Below are 20,040 nucleotides of genomic sequence, written 5' to 3'. Positions count from 1 at the left end.
GCATCCCCGCCACCTTCTGCGGCTGGGCTCCGGCCACGTGGCCCGAGCCGACCCCGCTGCGCGCGGCGATCTGGCACGCCGCCTTCTGGACCGTCCAAGTGCCGGCGGCGTGCCGGCGCTGCTCGCCATCTGGGGCGCCACGACGGTTCCCGGTGCTCGGCGCGATCACCGCGGCTGTGTCGCTGGCGATCAACGCCCCCACGCTCGTCATCCCCTGCACGACCCCATGCGGCCCGCACCTCGCCCATGGATGTCCCTCTCGTGCCAGGCGGTCGTGGTCGTCGCCCTCCTGCCGGCGCGCGGGAGCGGCGGGCGTCGCCAAGCCGTCCGCCTGGCCTGGCGCGGCAGCCGCTTCTCCCCGATGTATCCATGGCAGGCCTTCGTGTACGGGCGTGGCGGCGCCCCGTTGCGGCCCTTCACGTGGACGAACCGCTTCGCGTGGAGACTCGGCGACATCTCTGCCCGCGCCCGAGCATGACTACATCGCGGCCCGCCTGGCCGATCCCGGTCCGCCTCCACGGTGAGCGCGCGTCGCGACGCTGAAACCCCGACGGGCGGGATCGGTCAGAAAGCGGTCTGTGGAATGGACAGTGCCCACGCCTAAATTCGCCTGGCCTGTCCGCTCGTGACGCAGGAACGGGGTCAGGTCAGCCGACCCGCATGGCTCGGTGAATGCCTCGTCCTGCCCCGTCCCAACAAGGAGAAGATCATGAAACTCGACCTGTCCAACGGCGCCACCCGTAGTCCCCGGCGCCGCATGGCGATCGCTGCCGTGATCGCGGCTCTGGCCGCCACTGCTGTCGCCGCGCCCGCTGCCGCTTCCAGCGATGCCTCGGTCGGCGCCGCCACAGGGACGTCAGCAGCCGCCCCGCCGGCCGGCACCTTGAACATCAGCAACCGCCGGACCAACCTGCAGTTGGAGGTCGGTGACGTCGGCGCCAGCGGCAAGGGCCGGGTCTTCAGCAGGTTGGCCCGCGGCGGCAATGACGTCGAGCAGCAGTGGAACTTCATCAACGGCGGCAAGCTGGTGAGCAGGAAGCTCGTGCGCGGGCGGACCGTGTGTCTGGAGACCGACAACGCCGGTCGACTGTTCGTGGCCCGGTGCGTGGGCGGCAAGCAGACCCAGAAGTGGGCCTTCAAACTGGCGCTCGACGCTCCGGGGGCCTTCAAGGACGCCTTCGTCATCCAGAACTTTGCGACGAAGAAGTGCCTGACCAGCGCCGTGGCGAACGCGCGGCGTAACGCCGCGGTGGGCGTCGGCTCATGCAGGAGCGGCAATCTGCTCCAGCAGTGGTTCGCCGCATCGCTCGTGAGCGACTGATGTCCCGCGCGGTGGGCGCGGCCCGCCGCGAACGCTCCAAAAAGCCCATCGGGTTCTTGAGCGTGCTGTGGATGGAGGGCGACATCTGCATTTCCCCAGGACGTCGCTCACTGCCCGGATCGGCCGACTGGCACACTCCTGCTCACTCGCACGAGGTCTGCCGGGGGAGTGAGCGGGAAGTGGGCAGCAGATGAACTGCTGCTTGAGCAGCAGGCGGAAATACCGTCCGCAAATCCGCATCCGCGGCGTCAGTGACAATGCACTTGCCGTTCGTCGTTAAGGAACTTCTGCATGCGTATCGGCTTCGCAGTACCTCAATATGGCGCCTTCGCCGACCCGGAATTCATCGGCAGCGCCAGTGCGAGATTGGAGAACATGGGCTACGACAGCCTGTGGGCGGCCGACCGCCTCCTCGCGCCGCTGACGCCCAGCGACCCCTATCCGGGAGGAGACGGCACGATGCCGCCGGCCTTCGCGACGTTCTTCGACCCGTTGGCGGCGCTGACGCTGGCGGCCCTCAACACGCGCGACGTGCGGCTGGGGACCAGCACGCTCAATGCCTTGTGGCAGCCGCCCGTCGTTCTCGCTCGCAGTCTGGCCTCGCTCGACCTGCTCTGCGGCGGACGGCTGGATGTCGGGATCGGGCTGGGTTGGCTGCGGGACGAGTACACGGCGGCCGGAGTGGACTGGAAGGGGCGCGGAGCCCGGCTGGAGGAGACGCTGGATGTGATGGAGACCCTCTGGGCGGAGGACGTAGTGGAGCACAAGGGGCCGCTGTGGACGGTGCCGCCGTCCCACGTGCACCTGAAGCCCGCCCAGCGTCCACGCCCGCCGATCCTGCTCGCGGGTTTCACTCCCGCGGCGCTCGAACGCGTCGGCAGACGCGCCGACGGCTGGCTGGGTGCGGCGTTGCCGGTGCCCGCCCTCCGTACGGTGTGGGGCATGGCGCTGCAGGCGGCCGACCGGGCCGGCCGGGATCCGTCGGCGCTGCGCATGGTGATGCGGGTCAATCCGACGATCGTCGACAAGCCGGCTCCCCCTGACCAGGTGCCCTATGCCGGCACTGTGGACCAGGTCGTCGAGTATCTGCACGCAGCGGCCGAGGCGGGCGCTGACGAGGTGTTCGTCGATGTGCAGGCGACGACACGATCGCGTGGCGAACTGCTGGACGTCGCCGAATCCTTCATCACCGCCCTGCGCGCGAGCTGAGCCCGCCGGTCTTGCCGGCGATAGGTACTGATGGGCAAGTTCAGCCGCGCCCCCCGCGACTGGCTCCGCCGTACCAGCGGCCCGCTCAGCTACGGATCTTTCCTGACATAGTGGGTGCCGCATTACCTACCCCTAAGCAGGAGGTCCGCTGTGGTGTCCAGATTCGGCCGTGTGATGGCTCTGGCGGGAGGTGTGCTGGTTCTGACGGCATCACCCGTACACGCGGCCGAAGACGTCAAGGCCAGCTCCAACGTCAAGACCAGCTCCAACGTCAAGCTCGTGGCCAACGTGCCCCGGCAGGCGCCGTTCAAGTCGGACTCGGCACTCAACAGCGACCTGGCCTTCCAGGGCGACTACGCCTACCAGGGCAACTTCAACGGCTTCACGATCTTCAACATCAAGAATCCGGCCAAGCCCACGGTTGTCAGCCGGGTCTCCTGTCCGGGCTCGCAGAACGACGTCTCGGTCATGGGCGGCCTGCTCTTCCTCTCCGTGGACGAGTCGCGCGACGGCGACTCCTGCAAGAGTGACTACGGCTCGCCGACCGACAAGGAGTCGTGGGAAGGCATCCGGATCTTCGACATCACCGACAAGTCCCGGCCGAGGTACATCAAGGCCATCGAGACCCGCTGCGGATCACACACGCACACGCTGGTGCCGGACAAATCCGGCAAGGCGGTCTATGTGTATGTGTCGTCGTTCGGCCCGGCGGCGGAGTTCCCGGAATGCAAACCGCCGCACGACAAGATCTCGATCATCAAGGTGCCTTTGGACCGGCCCAAGACGGCGAAGATCGTCTCAACCCCCGTGCTCTTCGCTGACGGTGGCAACGGAGAGCAGGACAACCTGCTCGAGTCCACCAGCGGCTGCCACGACATCACGGTGTTCCCGGCGAAGAACCTCGCGGCCGGCGCGTGCATGGGTGACGGCGTGCTCATGGACATCTCCAACCGTGAGCACCCCAAGGTCACGGCCACCGTCACCGACGAGAACTTCGCCTTCTGGCACTCGGCGACGTTCAACAACACCGGCACCAAGGTGGTCTTCACCGACGAACTCGGCGGCGGAATGTCGGCCACCTGCAACGCGTCGATCGGCCCTGAGCGCGGCGCGGACGCCATCTACGACATCAAGAGCGGCAAGCTGGTCAAGAAGGCCTACTACAAGATTCCGCGCCACCAGAGCGCATCGGAGAACTGCGTCGCGCACAACGGCTCCCTGATCCCGGTCAAGGGCAAGGACATCATGGTCCAGGCCTGGTATCAGGGCGGCGTCTCGATCTGGGACTTCACCAACTCGGCGAAGCCCACCGAGATCGGCTACTTCGAGCGTGGCCCGCTCAAGCCGCGCGACGTCGGGGGTTCCTGGTCGGCGTACTACTACAACGGCCACATCTACAGCAGTGACATGTACAAGGGCCTGGACGTGCTGCGCATCACCGACAAGCGCACCGATCCGGCCGCCAAGGTGCGGCTCAAGGTCCTCAACACCCAGACCCAGTACACCTACTGAGGTGGCGCGAAGCCGTCATGAATCTTCCGAGGCGGCTCTGGCGCTGCCGGCCCCTCGCGATCTGAAACGGTCAGAGCAGCACGGCGAGCGTGGCCCAGGTCGCCGCTGCCCCCGCGGCCGCGCCCGCCAGCGTCTGCGCGGGAGTGTGGTCGCCGAGCACCGCCCGTGACCAGCCGATCAGCCCGACCGTCGCCGTCCCGAGCCCGCCGACCACGTACGCTGTGGCGGCGGGCACCACCGCTGCGAGCATCACGAAACTTCCCGCCGCCACAGCAGTGTGAAAGCTGATCTTCCAGACCAGGGTGACAGGGCCGAGCACAGCCAAGGTGGCCAGCATGACGGCCACGCAGGCGATCATCACGCGGGGAGCGCCCAGGATCACAAGCAGGGCCAGCGCGAGCGCGACCAGCGCTACGATCACCACGATCAGCGCCGGCCGCTGTGACCGGTCGGTGATGTGATGGTTTCCGAACCGCCCGGACCGCACTCCGGCCGCGATCACGGCCGCGGGAACGCCGCCGCACAACAGCGCGGCGATCGCCGCCCAGCCGACCCCGGCCCACCCGCCGGTGATCGCCCCGACCGCGAGCGGCAGCCCGATCACGAAATGCCTGGGCGCGAGGACCTCCGTCACGAAGCGGGCAACGCGGTTCTCTCCCCGCTGGTCTGCCCGTACGCCGCCGCTACCTGACGAAGCCACGCCGTTTCCCCTTCGATATCGGCTGCCAAGTCCGGGTCCGGGATCCGCCGGTTCCCGGAACCCCATCCTGTTGCGATCAAGAAGCATCCACCATAAGGGGTGCTCCTTGACCTCCTGTACGGTCTCATCCGGCCTGGGGCAGGCTTACCGATCACTGCCCATACTGGGGGTCGTCCTGCGGGCACCGGCTCGCAAGTACGGGGGGACTGTGAACCTGGGATCGACCTGGCGGTAAGGTCGCCGCCATGCAGATCATCAAGGGTGCGGGAGAATGGCTGCAGCCGGCTGCCGGGGCTGCCAACGACTGGGTTGAGCATCTCAAGGTGCCAGACCTGTCCATCGGGACGTACTGCATCCCGGCAGGCGGGGTCGACACCCAAAGCCCGCACACCGAGGACGAGATCTATGTGGTGACCGCGGGCCGGGCCCGGATCGTGACGGCGAGCGGTGAGGCGGAGGTCGGCCCCGGCGCGGTGATATTCGTCCCGGCAGGTGAGGAACACCGCTTCGTGGACATCACTGAGGACCTGGCGCTGCTGGTCGTGTTCGGCCCGGCCTACGGCTCGCGCGGGGACTCCCAGGCTTGACCCGCGCTCAGGGCGCGGTGCCGGGGCGCGGGCCGAGTGCCACGGCGACGGCCACGAGCAGCGCCAGGACGAGGCCGGTCGTCCGCCGGACCCCACCCATCGCGACGCGGCGGAGCAGGCCCTTTCTGTGTTGTGCGGGCCTCCAGGTCCGCGTACCGGCTACCAGCGCAGTGGAAGGGTGGCGACGAAGTCGCTGAGCCGTTCGGCGATGATCTGGTGGTCGTGGACGGACGGGTGCCAGTGGCAGCCGAGGTAGTCCAGGCCGGAATCGCTGTAGTACCAGTAACGGACCCGATCGTCGCCCCCGCTGTTGCGCTCCTGGACGATCTGCTGAGCGGTGTCGGCGAACACGGTGGTGTTGGACAGGTGGGTGGCGCTGACCACGATGATCGTGCGAGGGCCGTAGCGCGCCCTGAGCTTGTCAAGGAAGCCCTGGTAGGCGGTGCGGTAGGCGGCTACCAGGGTGTCCGGCGTCCACCGCTCGCCCGGGTTGATGGCGGTCGAGAAGTCGTTGATGCCCAAGCCGACCACGACCAGTTGCGGCCGCCAGGTGCCCGGCTTCCGCCAGACATCGCCGTCGACGTTCAGCAGCGCCCTGTCGTAGTAGGTGCGGTAGTCGACCTCGGGGGTGTGGCCGTTGTAGTTGCGCACCATGCCCAGACCGGAGAAGGCGTTGATCTGGTGGTCGGCGTTCAGGCGCCGCGCGGCGAGGGCGCCGAAGCTGAGGTTGGCATCGGTTGTCCGGGCGAGCTTGTCGTTGGTGCAGTCGCGCGTGTCGGAGCGGTTGCCGTATCCGGCGGTATAGGAGTCGCCGATGAACTCGATCTGCCGGTGGCGCGCGGCGGGCCTGCTGAGGATCGCGCCGCCGGGGGCGGCGACGAAGCCGCCGAAGGCGCTCGTGGCCCACGGGCTCTCGGTACGTTTGACGAGCCGCACGCGGTGTACGCCGTGAGTGAGGCCGTTGACCCAGTACGTGGTCTGGCCGGGGGTCACCAGGGTGGCGACGGTCGCACCGTCGACTTCGACGTCGTAGTCATTGTCGGAGTCGTTGAGGACGATCCCGACGCCGGGGCCGCGGAAGCGGCCTTCGAATGAGACGCCTGGCCAGCTGTACTGAAGGGAGTTTCCCTCGACCTTGACTCGTCCGGCGGTGTGCACCTTGGCCAGGACGCCGGATGCCGGCGTCGCCGAGCGCGGGGAGGAGTGGGCCGGGGCCGCGCTCGCGGTGCCGGGCAGCACCAGGGAGCCTGCCAACGCGGCTAGTACTGCGGTCACGCGTACGGTTCGCACGGTTTCTCCTTCACGGCGACATGGCCGGGCGATTGTAACGAGCGCTTGCCCGGGCGGCGCAAGATCTGATTCGGCGCCGTACGCCGGCATGGGCCTCACCACGGGCAACGTGACGAGGTCGCGCAGGGTCTATGAAAGGAGCCTGAAACTAGCCGGGTAAGGCCCCGCCGGCTCCGGCTTCCCGCACGGGCAGGGCAACCCTCGGTCTGCCCTTGGCCACGAGACCATCAAGCAATCCTCTTTAGCCGCAATAAGCTCAGAAATGGGACACCTAACAACAAACTACATTTATTATGAAATAGTGGTCTACAAGGCACATATGTCTCTCCCTGGCTAAGGGGGCGGTCAAAGGTGGCGGTTGCCTGGGACGACATAGAGCAGTTGACCAGTGCCCACGAGAGGTTCGACGAGGGGCGCGAGGTCGAGGGAAGCGTCAGGAGTCCCATCTTGACGTCCTGGCAGCGTTGCCGGTCTCTGGGCCTGGTCCCCGATCGGTTGGAGATCCCCTACCAGGAGGATCTCGACCTGCACGGCAGGCTCATTCACGCGGCGACTCCCGTCCTCGACAAGTTGGAGGCCGAACTCACCGGAACACGCGTGACTGTGATTCTCTGCGACGAGAAGGCGAGGGTGCTCCAGCGCCGGGGCGGCGACCCCGAACTCATCAGGAGTCTCGACAGTGTCTGTCTCGCCGTCGGATTCGCCTTCGGGGAGCAGATAGCGGGCACCAACGGCATCGGCACGGCGCTGGCGGTAAGAAAGCCCAGTTACGTCTTCGGCAGCGAGCATTTCGCCGCGTGCATGCACCCCTTCGCCTGTGCCGGCGCTCCCATCCGCGATCCGTTGAGCGGTCAGATCGAGGGGGTTCTCGACCTGACCTGCCGGCGGTCCGACGCGGACCCGGCGATGCTGAAAGTCGTCCGCGACGCCGCCCGCGCCATCGAGCAGCGCCTGTTGGAGCAGACCACTCAACGGGAACGGGACCTGCTCGGGGCATTCCTGCGCGCCCATCGCTCCGTCCGGCCGCCCGGCGGGCATGAGGGTACGCTTCCTTCGATCAACGACGTCCTGGGCCGCGCCGACCAGGTCCTGCTGCGGGAGAAGGCCGCGGAGCTGATCTCTTTCCCGTACCCGTCAATGGCCCAGGTGGAGCTCGTCAGCGGCCAGGTCGCCACCCTCATCCGCCGGTCGGTCGTCGGCGCCTCCGGAGAGGCCGGCATCGCGATCGAGGCGAGCCTCCCTGAGAAGGCCAGTCGCGTACGCCGCGTGTCGGTCACCGCTCCCGCGGCGGCGCCGTCCGCCGCGGGCGCTCTGGTGATCCCGGCCGCTCTGAAGCCCTCCGAACCGCCGGCGCCGCCCGAGACCGCCTCCGCGCCCGCGTCCGTCACCGAGGAGACCACCGCCAGGGATCCTGGGGAGGCCGCCGCGGTGACCAGCGGCAGCGAGGGATGGTTGCTCCTCGTCGGAGAACCGGGCGTGGGACAACTCGCCCTGCGGGCACGGCAGCGCCTGGAACTCCTTTACGACGCCAGCGTCTGCATCGGGAGCACTCTCGACGTGACCCGTACGGCCGAAGAACTGGCCGACGTGGTCGTCCCGCGGTTCGCGGACTTCGTCACCGTCGACCTGGCGGAGGCCGTTCTGCGGGGGGACGAGGCCACCCTCGACACTGGTGTGTTCCGCCGGGTGGCGTTGGGCGCCGTCCTCGAGGACTCCCAGCTGTCCGAGGTGGGGGAGTCGGTCACCTTCGCCCCGTCCACCCCGCAGGGCCGGTGCCTGGCCGACCGGGAGCCCGTGCTGGAATCGAACCTGACGGGTGCCCTCGGGTGGAGGGCCATCGACCCCGTGCGCGCGGAAAAGATCCTCAAGTTCGGGATCCACTCGCTCATAGCGGTGCCCATGTACGCGCGCGGCGTGAACCTGGGCGTGGTCAGCTTCTACCGGCCGGAGCGGCGCCCGTTCGAAGAGGACGACGTCCGCCTCGCCGAGGAACTGGTCGGGCGCGCGGCGCTGTCCATCGACAATGCCCGCCGCTTCACCCGCGAGCACAACATGGCGCTCGCCCTGCAGCGCAGCCTGCTTCCCCGGGACCTGCCCTCGCAGAGCACGGTGGAGGTGGCGCACCGCTATCTGCCCGCGCAGGCCGGGGTGAGCGGCGACTGGTACGACGTCATCCCGCTGTCCGGCGGACGGGTGGCGCTGGCGGTCGGCGACGTCGTGGGGCACGGCCTGCACGCCGCCGCCACGATGGGCCGCCTGCGTACGGCCCTGCAGAACTTCGCCGTCCTCGACCTGCCCGCGGAAGATCTGCTCACCTGCCTCGACGAGCTCGTCGACCGGCTCGACGCCGACCAGGGCGGCGGCGACGGGATCGTGGGCGCCACCTGCCTGTACGCGGTGTACGACCCGGTGTCCAGGTGCTGCACCCTGGCCCGCGCCGGCCACCCGCTGCCCGCCCTCGTCCTTCCGGACGGAACCGTGGAGTTCCCGGACGTGCCGGCGGGCCCGCCGCTGGGCCTGCGAGGTCTGCCCTTCGAGACGGTCGACCTGGAGATCCCCGAGGGCAGTGAGCTCGTTCTCTACACGGACGGCCTCATCGAGGAGCGCAGCCGCGACATCGACGTGGGACTCTCACTGCTGCGGGCCACCCTGGCGCATCCTGGACGCCCGCCCGAGGAGACGTGCGAGGCGGTCGTCGAAGCCCTGCTGCCGGGCCGCCCCAAGGACGACGTCGCCCTGCTCGTCGCCCGCCTGCACGCGTTGGACGCGGACCGCGTGGCCACCTGGAAGCTGTCCGCCGATCCGGCGAACGTCTCCAAGGTGCGCGGCGCGGTGATGGAGCAGCTGGGGCGCTGGGGTCTGGAGGAGCTGGAGTTCACCACCGAGCTGGTGGTCAGCGAGCTGGTCACCAACGCGATCCGCTACGCGAAGGCGCCCATCGAGGTGCGCCTGCTGCGCGACTGCGCTCTCATCTGCGAGGTGTCCGACTGCAGCAGCACCTCGCCTCGGATGCGCCACGCAACGACCACCGACGAGGGCGGGCGAGGGTTGTTCCTGGTGGCGCAGCTCGCCTCGCGCTGGGGCACCCGATACACCGCATGCGGGAAGGTCATCTGGACCGAACAGAGCCTGTCCACGACTCCCGTAGCCCACCACGCGGAGCGGACCAGCGATCACGCGGCTTGACGCACAGGTGCCCGCGACGGCATTCACGCGGCCTCGGCGCGCCTGGTGTCGTGCTCGCGGAGGAACTGCTGGAGCCCTGCCAGGTCGTCGGTGTTGATGTGGTCCACGTCCGCCGCGATCAGCTCCCGCCAGACGGCCTCCCGTGCCGGTCCGGCCGTGTCGGGCGTGGCCCAGAAACGTACGCGCTGCCCGTCGCGGTGCGCGGTCGCCACGATCTGCCGCAGTTTGTCCCGCTCAGCGGCCGGCATCTCGCCGTCACCGCGCCAGGTGAAGTGGTTGGTCCAGTTGTCGCTGATCAGCGGGATCAGGGACGGGTTCCCCTTCCCGAGGTCGGACATCCGCCCGTCGTAGAAGGCGTACCGCCGCTCCTGGGCGGCCATGAGCTCGCGCGGCCGGTCCCCGCTGATCACCACGGTCACCGCCCCGGGCTTGACCTTGCCCTTGTGGTAGGTGGTGAGCATCCTCCTGTAGGCCCCCAGCACCTTGTCGAGCTTGGTGTACGTGGCCGCGCCGGTGTTCTTGATGTCCACCAGGAGCTGGAGTTGGCGGCGGCTGCCGGGGAAGACGTGGCCGTACCCCTGGCGTACGCGCAAGGCGAGAGGTTCGAGGTAGAGCGACTGGAGCGTGCGCCCCGGCCGCAGGTCCTCCGGGTCGTGCCCGACGCGCAGCTCGCCGTCCACCAGGTAGATGTCGGCCTCGACGCTGGTGAAACCATGGTCGAGGGCGTCGAGGAGCGGCCGCTCGTGTTCGTAGTCGTTGTGGGCGTGCGCCCGGGGAAGGGGCTCGGCGCCGCCGGCGGCCGTGGCGGGAAGGGCCGTCAGCAGCACCGCTCCGGCGGCGACCAGCACGCCCAGGGCTCGACGCAACATCGCATCTCCTTATGAAGTCAGGGATGCGTGTCACGCTATTTGTGTCAGATGTGATGGGAGTGAAGTTCAGCCGAATTGTCGGCCGATTCGCGGGCCGACCGCGTCTTGATCTGGCCGAGCGTGGCGTGGTCGGCCCGGATGGCGGAGATCAGCACGTACGCGACCAGCAGCAACCCGAGGCAGAGAGCGTCGGCGGCCCACCAGGGGATCTCGGCGAGCAACAGGTTGCCGTCGCTGTCACTCAGAGACCTGACCAGCGCCGTGACCGCGGCCACCAGCACGGTGACCATCAGCCAGCTACGCAGGCGCGGCAGGTTCCCCTTGTTCCACAGCCGGATGCGCCAGGTCATGAACACGGCGAGCACGCCCAGCAGGGCGCAGAACCCGATCAGCCACCAGGGCAGGGCGAAGGCGGTCTGCTCGGCGATCTGCGCCCGCGTGGTACGCAGCTCGGCCTCGGCCTTCCGCTTGGCCGCCACGGCGGCGTCGAGCTGCCGCTCCAGCTGGGCCACGGTCTTCTGCCGGCTCGCGGGCGGCGGGGAGGCCTCCTCCGTCGGCAACATCCGCGCCACGACGGTCAGCATGATCGCGACAAAGGACAGCGCCAGGACGATGGCCATGAAGAGGTCGATGAAGCGCAGGTCGAGCGGCGGCGCGAACGGCCTGGCGGCTCGCTTCCTCACGGCTCTCTCACCAGCGTGTACCGCTGCGGCCGGCTCTCCACGGCGCTCAGCCGCTCCACCGCGGTACGCAGCGCGTCCAGCCCCTTGACGAGCTCCTCGGTCCGGCCTCTGGACTGGGCCAGCTCCTGGGTGAGCCCGTGCATGGCGGGAGCCGCCTGCTTGGCGGGCAGGCGCGCGATGTAGATGAGGAACACCTCGTCGGCGGCCACCACACTGGCCCGCTCGGCCCGCTCGACCAGGGCCATGCCGCTGAACGCGAGCACGCTCAGGACCAGCGCGATCATGGTGACGCCGAACGCGGACGCCAGCTCGGGCAGCACATGCTGCTTGAGCGCGGTGATCAGCACGCCGGGGTCGCCGCGGCTGTCCAGGGCGTTCGAGAACGAGCTGACCATCGCGGCCATCGTCAGCGCGGTGCCGATGAAACCGAGGACCGGCAGCGCCCAGATGAGCGTGTGGTCCAGGTGGTGCTTGTTGGCCATCTCGCTGTCGTCCAGCGCGGACCGGGCGCTCAGCACCGCCTCGCAGTCGTTCCCGGCCTCGGCCGCCTCCTTGAACAGCTTGAGCCGCCGCGCCACCAGCGTGTCCTCATTCGGCTTCACCGCCTGCACGTTCGTCACGGCCCGCGCCGTCGCGGCGGCCTCCCGCCGGATGTCGGGGACGGCCCTGACGATCCGGAGGACCGTGATCAGGAACACCGCGATGATGAGCGTGACCACGAGCTCCGCGGCCGCCGGTGCCGTGGTCGCGCCGACGGACTCCAATATCGTCGCGACGACTCCAGCCACCCACAACAACATGGAGACCAACAGGCCCACCACGGGCGCGAACACCGAATGACGCCAGCCGTAACTTGACACCTTTCAACCCCATCCGCCACGCAAATAGTCAGGCTCCACCTAAGCACATGTAAAGCACTCATTGGTGACAGAGAGGGTACAGGGTGTCACCAATCTGCCGGAGGCAGCGTAAGCCGTACCGTGAGGGCGGGTAGGGGGAACATGCCGATCAGTGGGCGCGGGCGCAGCGCGGCCGGCGCCGCTCGGAGGTGAAGCCGAGCAGCGCTGACCCCTTGGAACCAAGCATCTAGTGGGCGCAGCCCGTGTACTCGTCGAGGCGGCGGAACATCGCCGCCAGCATGAGCGGGAACATCGCCACGTGCGCGATCATCATCAGCCCGCCTGCGTCGATCACGCCGAGCCACAACATCGGGTAGAGCGGCACGACCGGGACGAACATGGCCGCGCACATCTCCAGCGTCGAGGCCCAGCCGTGCCCGCGGATCCGCATCCACACGGCCATGCCGACGGACATGTTGAACGCCATCACCAGGTAGCCCAGCTCGGGCTGGTCCTGGTGGGAGATCCCGAGGCCGAGGATGTCGAGAAGGGCGCCGAGCGCGAACATCCCGACGAACATCGCGATGATCATCTCGACGTAGTGGAGGGCGAACCTGCCCCAGCGGCGGCGGGGCTTCACTGCTTCTGGCGTCGTCATGCGTCCGACTGTCCCGGAGAGCACGATCACCCGCCAAGACCGGCGGCCGGGGAGGTCCGGAAACTTGGGCTCTTGGTCCATCGGACCTACAGTCGAGGCCATGGAAGTACGAAAGGTCGTCGTGGTGGCGTACGACGCGGCCTCGCTGCTCGACATCGCCTGCGTCACCTCGACGCTGGAGGAGGCCAACTGGCACGGCGCGTCGCCCTGCTACGAGGTACGCGTGGTCACGCCCGGCGGCCAGGCCGTCACCTCCGGGACCGGCCTGACCTTCCAGGCCCAGCTGTCCCTGGAACGGGTCGGCGGGCCGCTCGACACGCTCGTCGTGTCCGGCGGGATCGGCTACGCGAACGCCGCCGCCAACTCGCTGGTCGTCGCCCATGTCCGCAGGCTGGCCCGCGAGAGCCGGCGCGTCGCGTCCGTCTGCACCGGCGCGTGGATCCTCGCCGCCGCCGGCCTGCTCGACGGCCGCCGCGCCACCACCCACTGGCAGCAGGCCCGCGAGATGGCGAACCGCTTCCCCGAGGTCGCCGTCGACCCGGACCCCATCTTCATCCGCGACGGGAACGTGGCCACGTCCGCCGGCGTCACCGCCGCCCTCGACCTCACGCTGGCCTTCGTCGAGGAGGACAACGGCACCGAACTGGCCAGGACGGTCGCCCGCCACCTCGTCACCTACCTGCAGCGGCCCGGGAACCAGGCGCAGATGAGCATGTTCGTCAGCGCGCCCCCGGCGGCCAACAGCCTGGTCAGGCGGACCGTCGACCACATCAACGCCCATCTCGCCGGGGATCTGAGCACGCCCACGCTGGCGGACGCGGCGGGTGTCAGCGAACGGCACCTGACCCGGCTGTTCCTCAAGGACCTGGGGCAGACGCCCGGCCGGTACGTCCGCCAGGCCCGCGCCGAGGCCGCCGCCCACCTGCTGGCCTCCACGTCGCTGCCGATGGCCTCCATCGCGGTCCGGTGCGGGTTCGGGACGGCGGAGACGCTGCGCCAGGCGTTCATCGACCGGTACGGAATCCCGCCCTCCCGTTACCGCCTCACCCAGTCCTCGGCCGCCGGGTGACGCCCGCGCCCGCCTGTACGCGGTCTTCGCCGCGCCTCCCCGCCGAGGATCTGGTCCTTCCCGTGGAGGACATCATCGGCGAGGTCGAGTCCATGGACGGCTCCGAGAGGGAGACCAGGCAGGGACGCGCGCCGGCGGGCGTCCGCGATCGGCGGCGCTACGGCCGGGCGCTACTCGCCCGGGAGCTCGCCCAGCGTGACCGTCACCGTCTCCCTGGTGCCGTCGGCGCGGATCACACCCACCCTGGCCTGGTCGCCCGGCTTGAGCGTGGTGAGGGTCTCGGCCAGCAGCGCCATGGTCGGCGTCTCCTCGCCGTTGATCGACACGATCACGTCCCCGGCCCGGATCCCGGCCTTCTGGGCGCCTCCGCCCGGCTCCACCCCGGCCACCCCCACGCCGTTCGGCTGGCCGTCGGCGCCGACCACCGTGCCGCCCCTGATCCCGAGTGCCGCCCGGTGGGTGTTGGTGACCCTGCCGTCCTTGACGATCTGGGTGGCGATGTCGGTGGCGGTGTTGCTGGGGATCGCGAAGCCGATGCCGGGGGCGGCGCCGCCGCCGAGGTCGGGGTCCCTGGCCGCCAGCGTCGGGATGCCGATCACCTGCCCGGACAGGTCCACGAGCGCCCCGCCGCTGTTGCCCGGGTTGATCGCGGCCGAGGTCTGGATGGCGCCCGCGATCGTGGCTCCGGGGGAGCCGGGGTTCTGCGGTTCGCTGACGGTGCGGCCGAGCGCTGAGACGATCCCGTTCGTCACGCTGCCGGACAGCCCGAGCGGGTTGCCCATGGCGAGCACGATCTGCCCGACCCGTAGCTTCGACGAGTCCCCGAACCTGGCAGGCCGCAGTCCGTCGGGATCTTGGACCTTGATCACCGCCAGATCGCCGGCGCTGAACGACCTCACCAGCCGGGCGGGCCGCGGCGCTCCGCCGGTGGCGAGGGTGACGTTCATCGACGTGGCCCCGCCGACCACGTGGGCGTTGGTGACGATGTGCCCGGCGGAGTCGAAGACGACGCCGGAGCCGAGTCCGGCCTCGGTGTTGATCTGCACGATGGACGGCAGGACGTTCGTGATGACCTGCTGGTACGCCGCCTCGAGCGGCTGCACGGCGGCGGCCGATCCCGTCGGGGAAGGCGCCGGCGAGGTGGCAGGCGGCGGCGGTGTGGCGGTGCCGATGGAGGTAAGGGGGCCGCAGCCGGTGAGCAGTGCGACGGCGGCCGATCCAGCGAGGATCTCCCTGATGCGCTCCCTCATGCGGGGTGTCCTGCCCGCGTCAGGGTGAAAGATACGCTTCCTTGACGTTCCGCCTGCTCAGCTTGCCCGTGGGCGTACGCGGCAGCGCCTCGCGGTACTCGATCACCCGCGGATGCTTCAGCTTGGCCAGCCGGGGCGCGCAGTGCCGCAGCAGCTCCGCTGTCAGCTCGTCCCCGCCCGTCACCCCGGCCGCCGGCTGGACCAGCGCGACGACCCTGTGCCCCCACTCGGTGTCCGGCACGCCGATCACCGCCACGTCCGCGACCGCCGGGTGCTCCAGCAGTGTCGCCTCCACCTCGGCCGGATAGATGTTCACCCCGCCCGAGATGATCAGATCGGTCCGGCGGTCCAGGAGGAACAGGTAGCCGTCCGCGTCGAGGTACCCGATGTCGCCCGGCGTGTAGTCGTGCCCGCGCATGGCCGCCGCCGTCTTGCCCGGGTCCCGGTGGTACTCGAACCGGTTGATCCCGCCGATGTACACCAGCCCGGGCTCGCCGGGAGGCACCTCCCCGCCGTCCTCCCCAATGATCGTGAACGTCATCCCGTCCAGCGCCCGGCCCACCGTGCCCGGCCTGGCCAGCCACTCCCGCGACGACACCATGGTCGCCACCGCCGCCTCGGTGGACCCGTAGTACTCCCACAGCACGGGCCCGAGCCAGTCGATCATCGCCTGCTTGGTGGCCGGCGGGCACGGGGCGGCGCCGTGGTAGAGGTGGGTGAGGGACGACAGATCGTACGACTCCCGCTCCGGCACCGCCAGCAGCCGGTGGAACATCGTGGGCACCATGAACGCGTTCGTCACCCGATGCCGCTCGATCAGCCGCAGCGTCTCGACCGCGTCGAACCGCTCGGGCGCCACGATCGCGTGCCCGAACTGCAGCGCCATCATGGCCTGCCCGTACGGCGCCGAGTGGTAGAGCTGAGAGCACACCAGGTGCACCCCGCCCTGCGGCAGCCCGTAGTGCCGCCAGAGCTTGCGCATCATGATCGGGTGCACCTCTTCGGGCGTGAGGTCCAGCAGCCGCCGCCGCACACCCTTCGGCCGCCCCGTGGTCCCGGACGTGTAGAGCATGATCGACCCGGCCCGCCGGTGCGCGGGCGCGGTGGCCGGCTGTCCGGCCATGAGCTCGGCGACAGTGCGGGCGGCCGGCGAGATCACGACCTCGGTCCCGCAGTCGGCCACGATGTAGTCGATCTCCTCGGCCGTGAAGTGCCAGTTGACCGGGACCAGGTACGCGCCGATCTGGTAGGTCGCGAGCATCATGGTGAGCGCGTCGAGCCCGTTCTTCAGCACGGTCACCACGCAGTCGCCGGGGCGCACGGCGCGTGAGACCAGACCGTTGGCGGCCCGGTTCGCGCGGGCCAGCAGCTCTCCGTAGGTGACGCCCTCCGCGCCTAGGAGGGCGGGGCGTTCCGGGTCGTCGGCGGCGATCTCGTAGAAACCCCTCATGTCCGCGACCTTACAGAATTAGATTCTGCAGGGGCCATAGCGGAAATATCCCTCGCTGTCGTGACGTAGCCTCAAGGCCATGGCGGACGGACGCGACCAAACACCTTCAGCGGATCCACCCACCACCCCGTTCCGCAAGATCGTTGTGCCTGCTGAGGAGACGGTCAAGATCTCCAGGCCCTCCCTGCCGGGCCCGTCCTCACCGGTGCGGCGGCCGGCGGAGCGGCTGCCCGCGGGGCGGCAGCCGCCCGCGCAGCCTCCCAGGCAACCGCCCGCGCAGCCGCCCGCGCAGCCTCCCAGGCAACCGCCCGCGCAGCCGCCCGCGGAGCATCCTGGGCAACCGCCAGTGCAGCCGCTGGCCGTGCTGCCGTCCATGCCTCCGTCTCGGGGTATCGGCGACATGCCGATCAAGGTCGTCTACCTGATCGGCGCCATCCTCGCCACCGTCGCGGCGGTTCTGCTGATCTTCGTGGTCTTCTCCGGCGACGTGCCTGCCAACCAGCAGGGCGAGCAGGTCGTCCGGGTCGCGCCGGTGCCGACGGCCTCGGGGGCCCCCACGGCGTCGGCCGGCCCGACCGCCAGCGAGACCCCGGTCGCGCTGCCTCCGGTGCCGGCGAGCAAGGCGTACAAGAACCTGTCCGGCAAGGCGTCCGCGGTCATCGGCACCATTTCGGACACGAAGGTCGGGATCACCTACCCGCGGCTGGCCTCGCCGTGGAAGGCCAAGTCGTCCTCGCCGTACTCGGTCGCGCAGCGGATCGGCAAGGTGGAGATACCGTTCACGGTGATCGGCTCGGCCATGCTGCCCGAGGGCGAGGCGCCCACGGCGAAGCCAAACTCGAACGCCGACTACCGGCAGATCGCCGCCGACGCCGTGCGCTGGACGATCCGCACGCAGTACCCCAAGGACGCCAAGGTCACGCAGTGGACCGCCTCCCAGAAGCTCCCGGTGGGCAAGGGCTGGACGCTCGGCTACACGGTCACCTACACCAACGCCGGCAAGCAGGAGACCGCCCAGGCCATGGTGACGATCGTCGAGGTGGGCAAGAACAGGCCGGCGATGCTCGTGGCCTCGATCCCGGAGTCCGGCAAGAGCCGCTGGCGCGACCTGAACACCCTGGCCCAACAGGTCCGGCCGATCTAGGCGGCTATGCCAGAAGCATGCTCTAGAATATGGTTCTGGCATGGACTCGGACCTGGCTGGAGGATGAGCAATGGCGATCGGTTTGAGCGAGGAGCACGAGGCGCTCCGCGAGTCGGTGAGCGGCTGGGCCGAGCGGAACATCCCCTCCGAGCTGCTCCGCGCCGGGACGGACAGGCGCCCCCCGTTCTGGGACGGCCTGGCCGAGCAGGGACTGCTGGGCCTGCACCTGCCTGAGGAGTACGGCGGCTCCGGCTACGACCTGCTGGAGGCGGCCGTGGCCGTCGAGGCGCTGGCCGAGCGCATGATCCCGGGCCCATACCTGCCGACCGTGCTGGCCGGCGCCGTGATCAACGTCTCCAAGCGCCAGGAGCACGTGGAGGGGTTCGCCGACGGCTCGCTCACCGGTGCCGTCGCGTTGAGCGGCGCCCTGCGCGGCACCCCGGGCGAGGACGGCGCGCTGATCGTCTCCGGCACGGCCGACCACGTGCTCGGCGCCTCGCTGGCCGACGTGCTGGTGCTGCCGGTCGCCACGGACGACGGTGAGGAGTGGATCATCATTGACGCCTCCTCCGCCACCGTCACCGAGCTCAAGTCGCTCGACCTGACCAGGCCGGTGGCCAAGGTGGAGCTGTCCGAGGTCCTCGTGCCCGACCTGGGCATCCTGGGCGGTGTCCAAAGCTCGGACGTGCGGGACATCGCCGCGATCCTGCTCGGCGCCGAGGCTGCCGGGCTGGCCTCCTGGTGCGTGCGCGCCGCCGCCGACTACGCCAAGGTCCGCGTCCAGTTCGGCCGCCCCATCGGCCAGTTCCAGGGCATCAAGCACAAGCTCTCCCGCATGCTCGTCGCACTGGAGCAGGCCCGCGCCACGGTCTGGGACGCCACCCGGGCCGAAGGGCGAGACCTGGCGTACGCCGCCGCCGTCGCCGGCGTGATGGCCCCCGACGCGGCCGTCCAGTGTGCCAAGGACGCGATCCAGACGTTCGGCGGCATCGGCTACACCTTCGAGCACGACGTTCACCTCTACTACCGCCGCGCGCTCACCCTGCGCGCCCTGCTCGGCCCGTCGGCGGAGTGGGCGGCCACGGTGGCCGCGCTGGCGCTGCAGGGCGTCTCCCGCGAGATGGAGATCGACCTGCCCGAGGACGCCGAGGAGCTGCGCGCGTCCATCCGCGCCGAGGTCGCGGAGATCGCCCTGCTGGAGGGCAAGGAGCAGAAGCGGGCGCTGGCCGCGCGCGGCTTCGTCATGCCCCACCTGCCCAGGCCGTGGGGCCGCGACGCCAAGCCCCTGGAGCAGGTGCTGATCGCCCAGGAGCTCAGGGCCGCCAAGGTACGCCCGCCCGCCCTGATCATCGGCGCGTGGGTGGTGCCGTCCATCGCCGTGTACGGCACCCAGGAGCAGCAGGAACGCTTCCTGCCCAAGACGCTCAGCGGCGAGATGATCTGGTGCCAGCTCTTCTCCGAGCCCGGCGCCGGATCCGACCTGGCCTCGCTGCAGATGAAGGCGGAGAAGGTCGAGGGCGGCTGGAAGCTCACCGGCCAGAAGGTCTGGACCTCGGTCGCTCACGTGGCCGAGTGGGGCATCTGCATCGCCCGCAACTCCGGCGAGGGCACCAAGCACGAGGGCATCACGTACTTCCTGGTCGACATGAAGTCCCCCGGCGTCACCGTCCGGCCGCTGACCGAGATGACCGGCGAGAACCTGTTCAACGAGGTCTTCTTCGACGACGTCTTCGTCCCCGACGACCTGGTCGTGGGCGAGGTCGGCGAGGGCTGGAAGGTGGCACGCAACACGCTGTCCAACGAGCGCGTCTCGCTGTCGTCCGGCTCGGGTGGGACCGGCTCTTCCGTGCCCGACCTGCTCGGCCTCATCGGGCGGCTCGGCCGCGAGCTGACGCCGGTCGAGGCGCAGAAGGTGGCCGAGGTCGTCTGCGAGGGCCATTCGATCAACGCCCTGTCGCTGCGGGTCACGCTCAAGCAGCTGGCCGGGGCCGAGCCGGGGGCTGACGCCTCCGTACGCAAGTTGCTGTCCACCTCGCACGCGCAGCACGTCTCCGAGACGGCGGTCGAGCTGCTCGGCTCCGCCGCGACGGTGGCGGCCGACGTCAAGCTCGGCGACCCCGGCTACTGGAACCGGGCGGTGCTGGCCACCAGGGCCATGACCATCTACGGCGGCACCACGGAGGTGCAGCTCAACATCATCGGCGAGCGCATGCTCGGCCTGCCCAGGGACCCGGAGCCCGGCAAGTAACGGACGTGACGTCACGGCGGATACG

Annotated in this window: 16 protein-coding genes; 8 read left to right on the top strand and 8 right to left on the bottom strand. The window is 69.6% G+C overall.

The window, feature by feature from the left end; all coding sequences use genetic code 11:
- Positions 1-709 precede the first annotated feature (709 nt).
- The 3 genes from ACIBX3_RS03140 (at position 710) to ACIBX3_RS03130 (ending at position 4,042) form a co-directional block, all read left to right on the top strand.
- Positions 710-1,321 (top strand): ricin-type beta-trefoil lectin domain protein, encoded by a 612-nt coding sequence (locus tag ACIBX3_RS03140; RefSeq protein WP_397112504.1) that lies wholly within the window; start codon positions 710-712, stop codon positions 1,319-1,321.
- Between the two features lie 291 nt (positions 1,322-1,612).
- Positions 1,613-2,530, top strand: a complete 918-nt coding sequence (locus tag ACIBX3_RS03135) for a TIGR03619 family F420-dependent LLM class oxidoreductase (protein ID WP_397112502.1) — start codon at positions 1,613-1,615, stop codon at positions 2,528-2,530.
- A gap of 174 nt (positions 2,531-2,704) precedes the next feature.
- The gene (locus ACIBX3_RS03130; RefSeq protein ID WP_397113380.1) at positions 2,705-4,042 is read left to right on the top strand and encodes an LVIVD repeat-containing protein; all 1,338 of its coding nucleotides are present in this window, start codon (positions 2,705-2,707) and stop codon (positions 4,040-4,042) included.
- 70 nt (positions 4,043-4,112) lie between these two features.
- Here the strand turns inward: ACIBX3_RS03130 and ACIBX3_RS03125 are convergent, their stop codons facing one another.
- Positions 4,113-4,742, bottom strand: coding sequence for a hypothetical protein (locus ACIBX3_RS03125; protein WP_397112500.1), 630 nt, complete (start codon positions 4,740-4,742; stop codon positions 4,113-4,115).
- Between the two features lie 245 nt (positions 4,743-4,987).
- Here ACIBX3_RS03125 and ACIBX3_RS03120 point away from each other — a divergent pair, with 245 nt between their 5' ends.
- Positions 4,988-5,329 (top strand): cupin domain-containing protein, encoded by a 342-nt coding sequence (locus tag ACIBX3_RS03120; RefSeq protein ID WP_397112498.1) that lies wholly within the window; start codon positions 4,988-4,990, stop codon positions 5,327-5,329.
- Positions 5,330-5,488: 159 nt separating this feature from the next.
- Here ACIBX3_RS03120 and ACIBX3_RS03115 read toward each other — a convergent pair whose 3' ends face one another.
- The gene (locus tag ACIBX3_RS03115; RefSeq protein ID WP_397112496.1) at positions 5,489-6,619 is read right to left on the bottom strand and encodes an SGNH/GDSL hydrolase family protein; all 1,131 of its coding nucleotides are present in this window, start codon (positions 6,617-6,619) and stop codon (positions 5,489-5,491) included.
- Between the two features lie 447 nt (positions 6,620-7,066).
- Here ACIBX3_RS03115 and ACIBX3_RS03110 point away from each other — a divergent pair, with 447 nt between their 5' ends.
- Positions 7,067-9,805, top strand: coding sequence for a SpoIIE family protein phosphatase (locus ACIBX3_RS03110; protein WP_397112494.1), 2,739 nt, complete (start codon positions 7,067-7,069; stop codon positions 9,803-9,805).
- Positions 9,806-9,828: 23 nt separating this feature from the next.
- On the opposite strand, the gene ACIBX3_RS03105 is transcribed toward ACIBX3_RS03110, so the two are convergent.
- The 4 genes from ACIBX3_RS03105 to ACIBX3_RS03090 form a co-directional block, all read right to left on the bottom strand.
- Positions 9,829-10,674, bottom strand: coding sequence for a phosphatidylinositol-specific phospholipase C/glycerophosphodiester phosphodiesterase family protein (locus ACIBX3_RS03105; protein ID WP_397112492.1), 846 nt, complete (start codon positions 10,672-10,674; stop codon positions 9,829-9,831).
- A gap of 44 nt (positions 10,675-10,718) precedes the next feature.
- Positions 10,719-11,357 (bottom strand): hypothetical protein, encoded by a 639-nt coding sequence (locus tag ACIBX3_RS03100; RefSeq protein WP_397112490.1) that lies wholly within the window; start codon positions 11,355-11,357, stop codon positions 10,719-10,721.
- On the bottom strand, positions 11,354-12,217 hold the full coding sequence (locus tag ACIBX3_RS03095; protein ID WP_397112488.1) for a hypothetical protein: 864 nt from the start codon (positions 12,215-12,217) through the stop codon (positions 11,354-11,356). The genes ACIBX3_RS03100 and ACIBX3_RS03095 overlap by 4 nt, the downstream gene beginning before the upstream one ends.
- A gap of 226 nt (positions 12,218-12,443) precedes the next feature.
- A complete protein-coding gene (locus tag ACIBX3_RS03090; protein ID WP_397112486.1) occupies positions 12,444-12,854 on the bottom strand; it encodes a hypothetical protein in 411 nt (136 codons plus the stop codon).
- 100 nt (positions 12,855-12,954) lie between these two features.
- On the opposite strand from ACIBX3_RS03090, the gene ACIBX3_RS03085 reads away from it, so the two are divergent.
- On the top strand, positions 12,955-13,923 hold the full coding sequence (locus ACIBX3_RS03085; RefSeq protein WP_397112484.1) for a GlxA family transcriptional regulator: 969 nt from the start codon (positions 12,955-12,957) through the stop codon (positions 13,921-13,923).
- 170 nt (positions 13,924-14,093) lie between these two features.
- On the opposite strand, the gene ACIBX3_RS03080 is transcribed toward ACIBX3_RS03085, so the two are convergent.
- Both ACIBX3_RS03080 and ACIBX3_RS03075 read right to left on the bottom strand, forming a co-directional pair.
- The gene (locus tag ACIBX3_RS03080; RefSeq protein WP_397112482.1) at positions 14,094-15,173 is read right to left on the bottom strand and encodes a S1C family serine protease; all 1,080 of its coding nucleotides are present in this window, start codon (positions 15,171-15,173) and stop codon (positions 14,094-14,096) included.
- Between the two features lie 19 nt (positions 15,174-15,192).
- A complete protein-coding gene (locus ACIBX3_RS03075; RefSeq protein ID WP_397112481.1) occupies positions 15,193-16,623 on the bottom strand; it encodes an AMP-binding protein in 1,431 nt (476 codons plus the stop codon).
- Positions 16,624-16,702: 79 nt separating this feature from the next.
- Between ACIBX3_RS03075 and ACIBX3_RS03070 the strand changes: the two genes are divergently transcribed.
- Positions 16,703-17,767, top strand: a complete 1,065-nt coding sequence (locus ACIBX3_RS03070; protein WP_397112479.1) for a hypothetical protein — start codon at positions 16,703-16,705, stop codon at positions 17,765-17,767.
- A 70-nt stretch (positions 17,768-17,837) separates the two neighbouring features.
- Entirely contained in the window at positions 17,838-20,015 is a 2,178-nt protein-coding gene (locus ACIBX3_RS03065) for an acyl-CoA dehydrogenase (RefSeq protein WP_397112477.1), read from the top strand.
- Positions 20,016-20,040 lie beyond the last annotated feature (25 nt).

The sequence above is a fragment of the Nonomuraea sp. NPDC049480 genome (assembly GCF_044465905.1).
GTDB lineage: Bacteria > Actinomycetota > Actinomycetes > Streptosporangiales > Streptosporangiaceae > Nonomuraea.
Note: the sequence above shows the minus strand (reverse complement) of the source record. Positions and strands in the feature narration are given on the sequence as shown.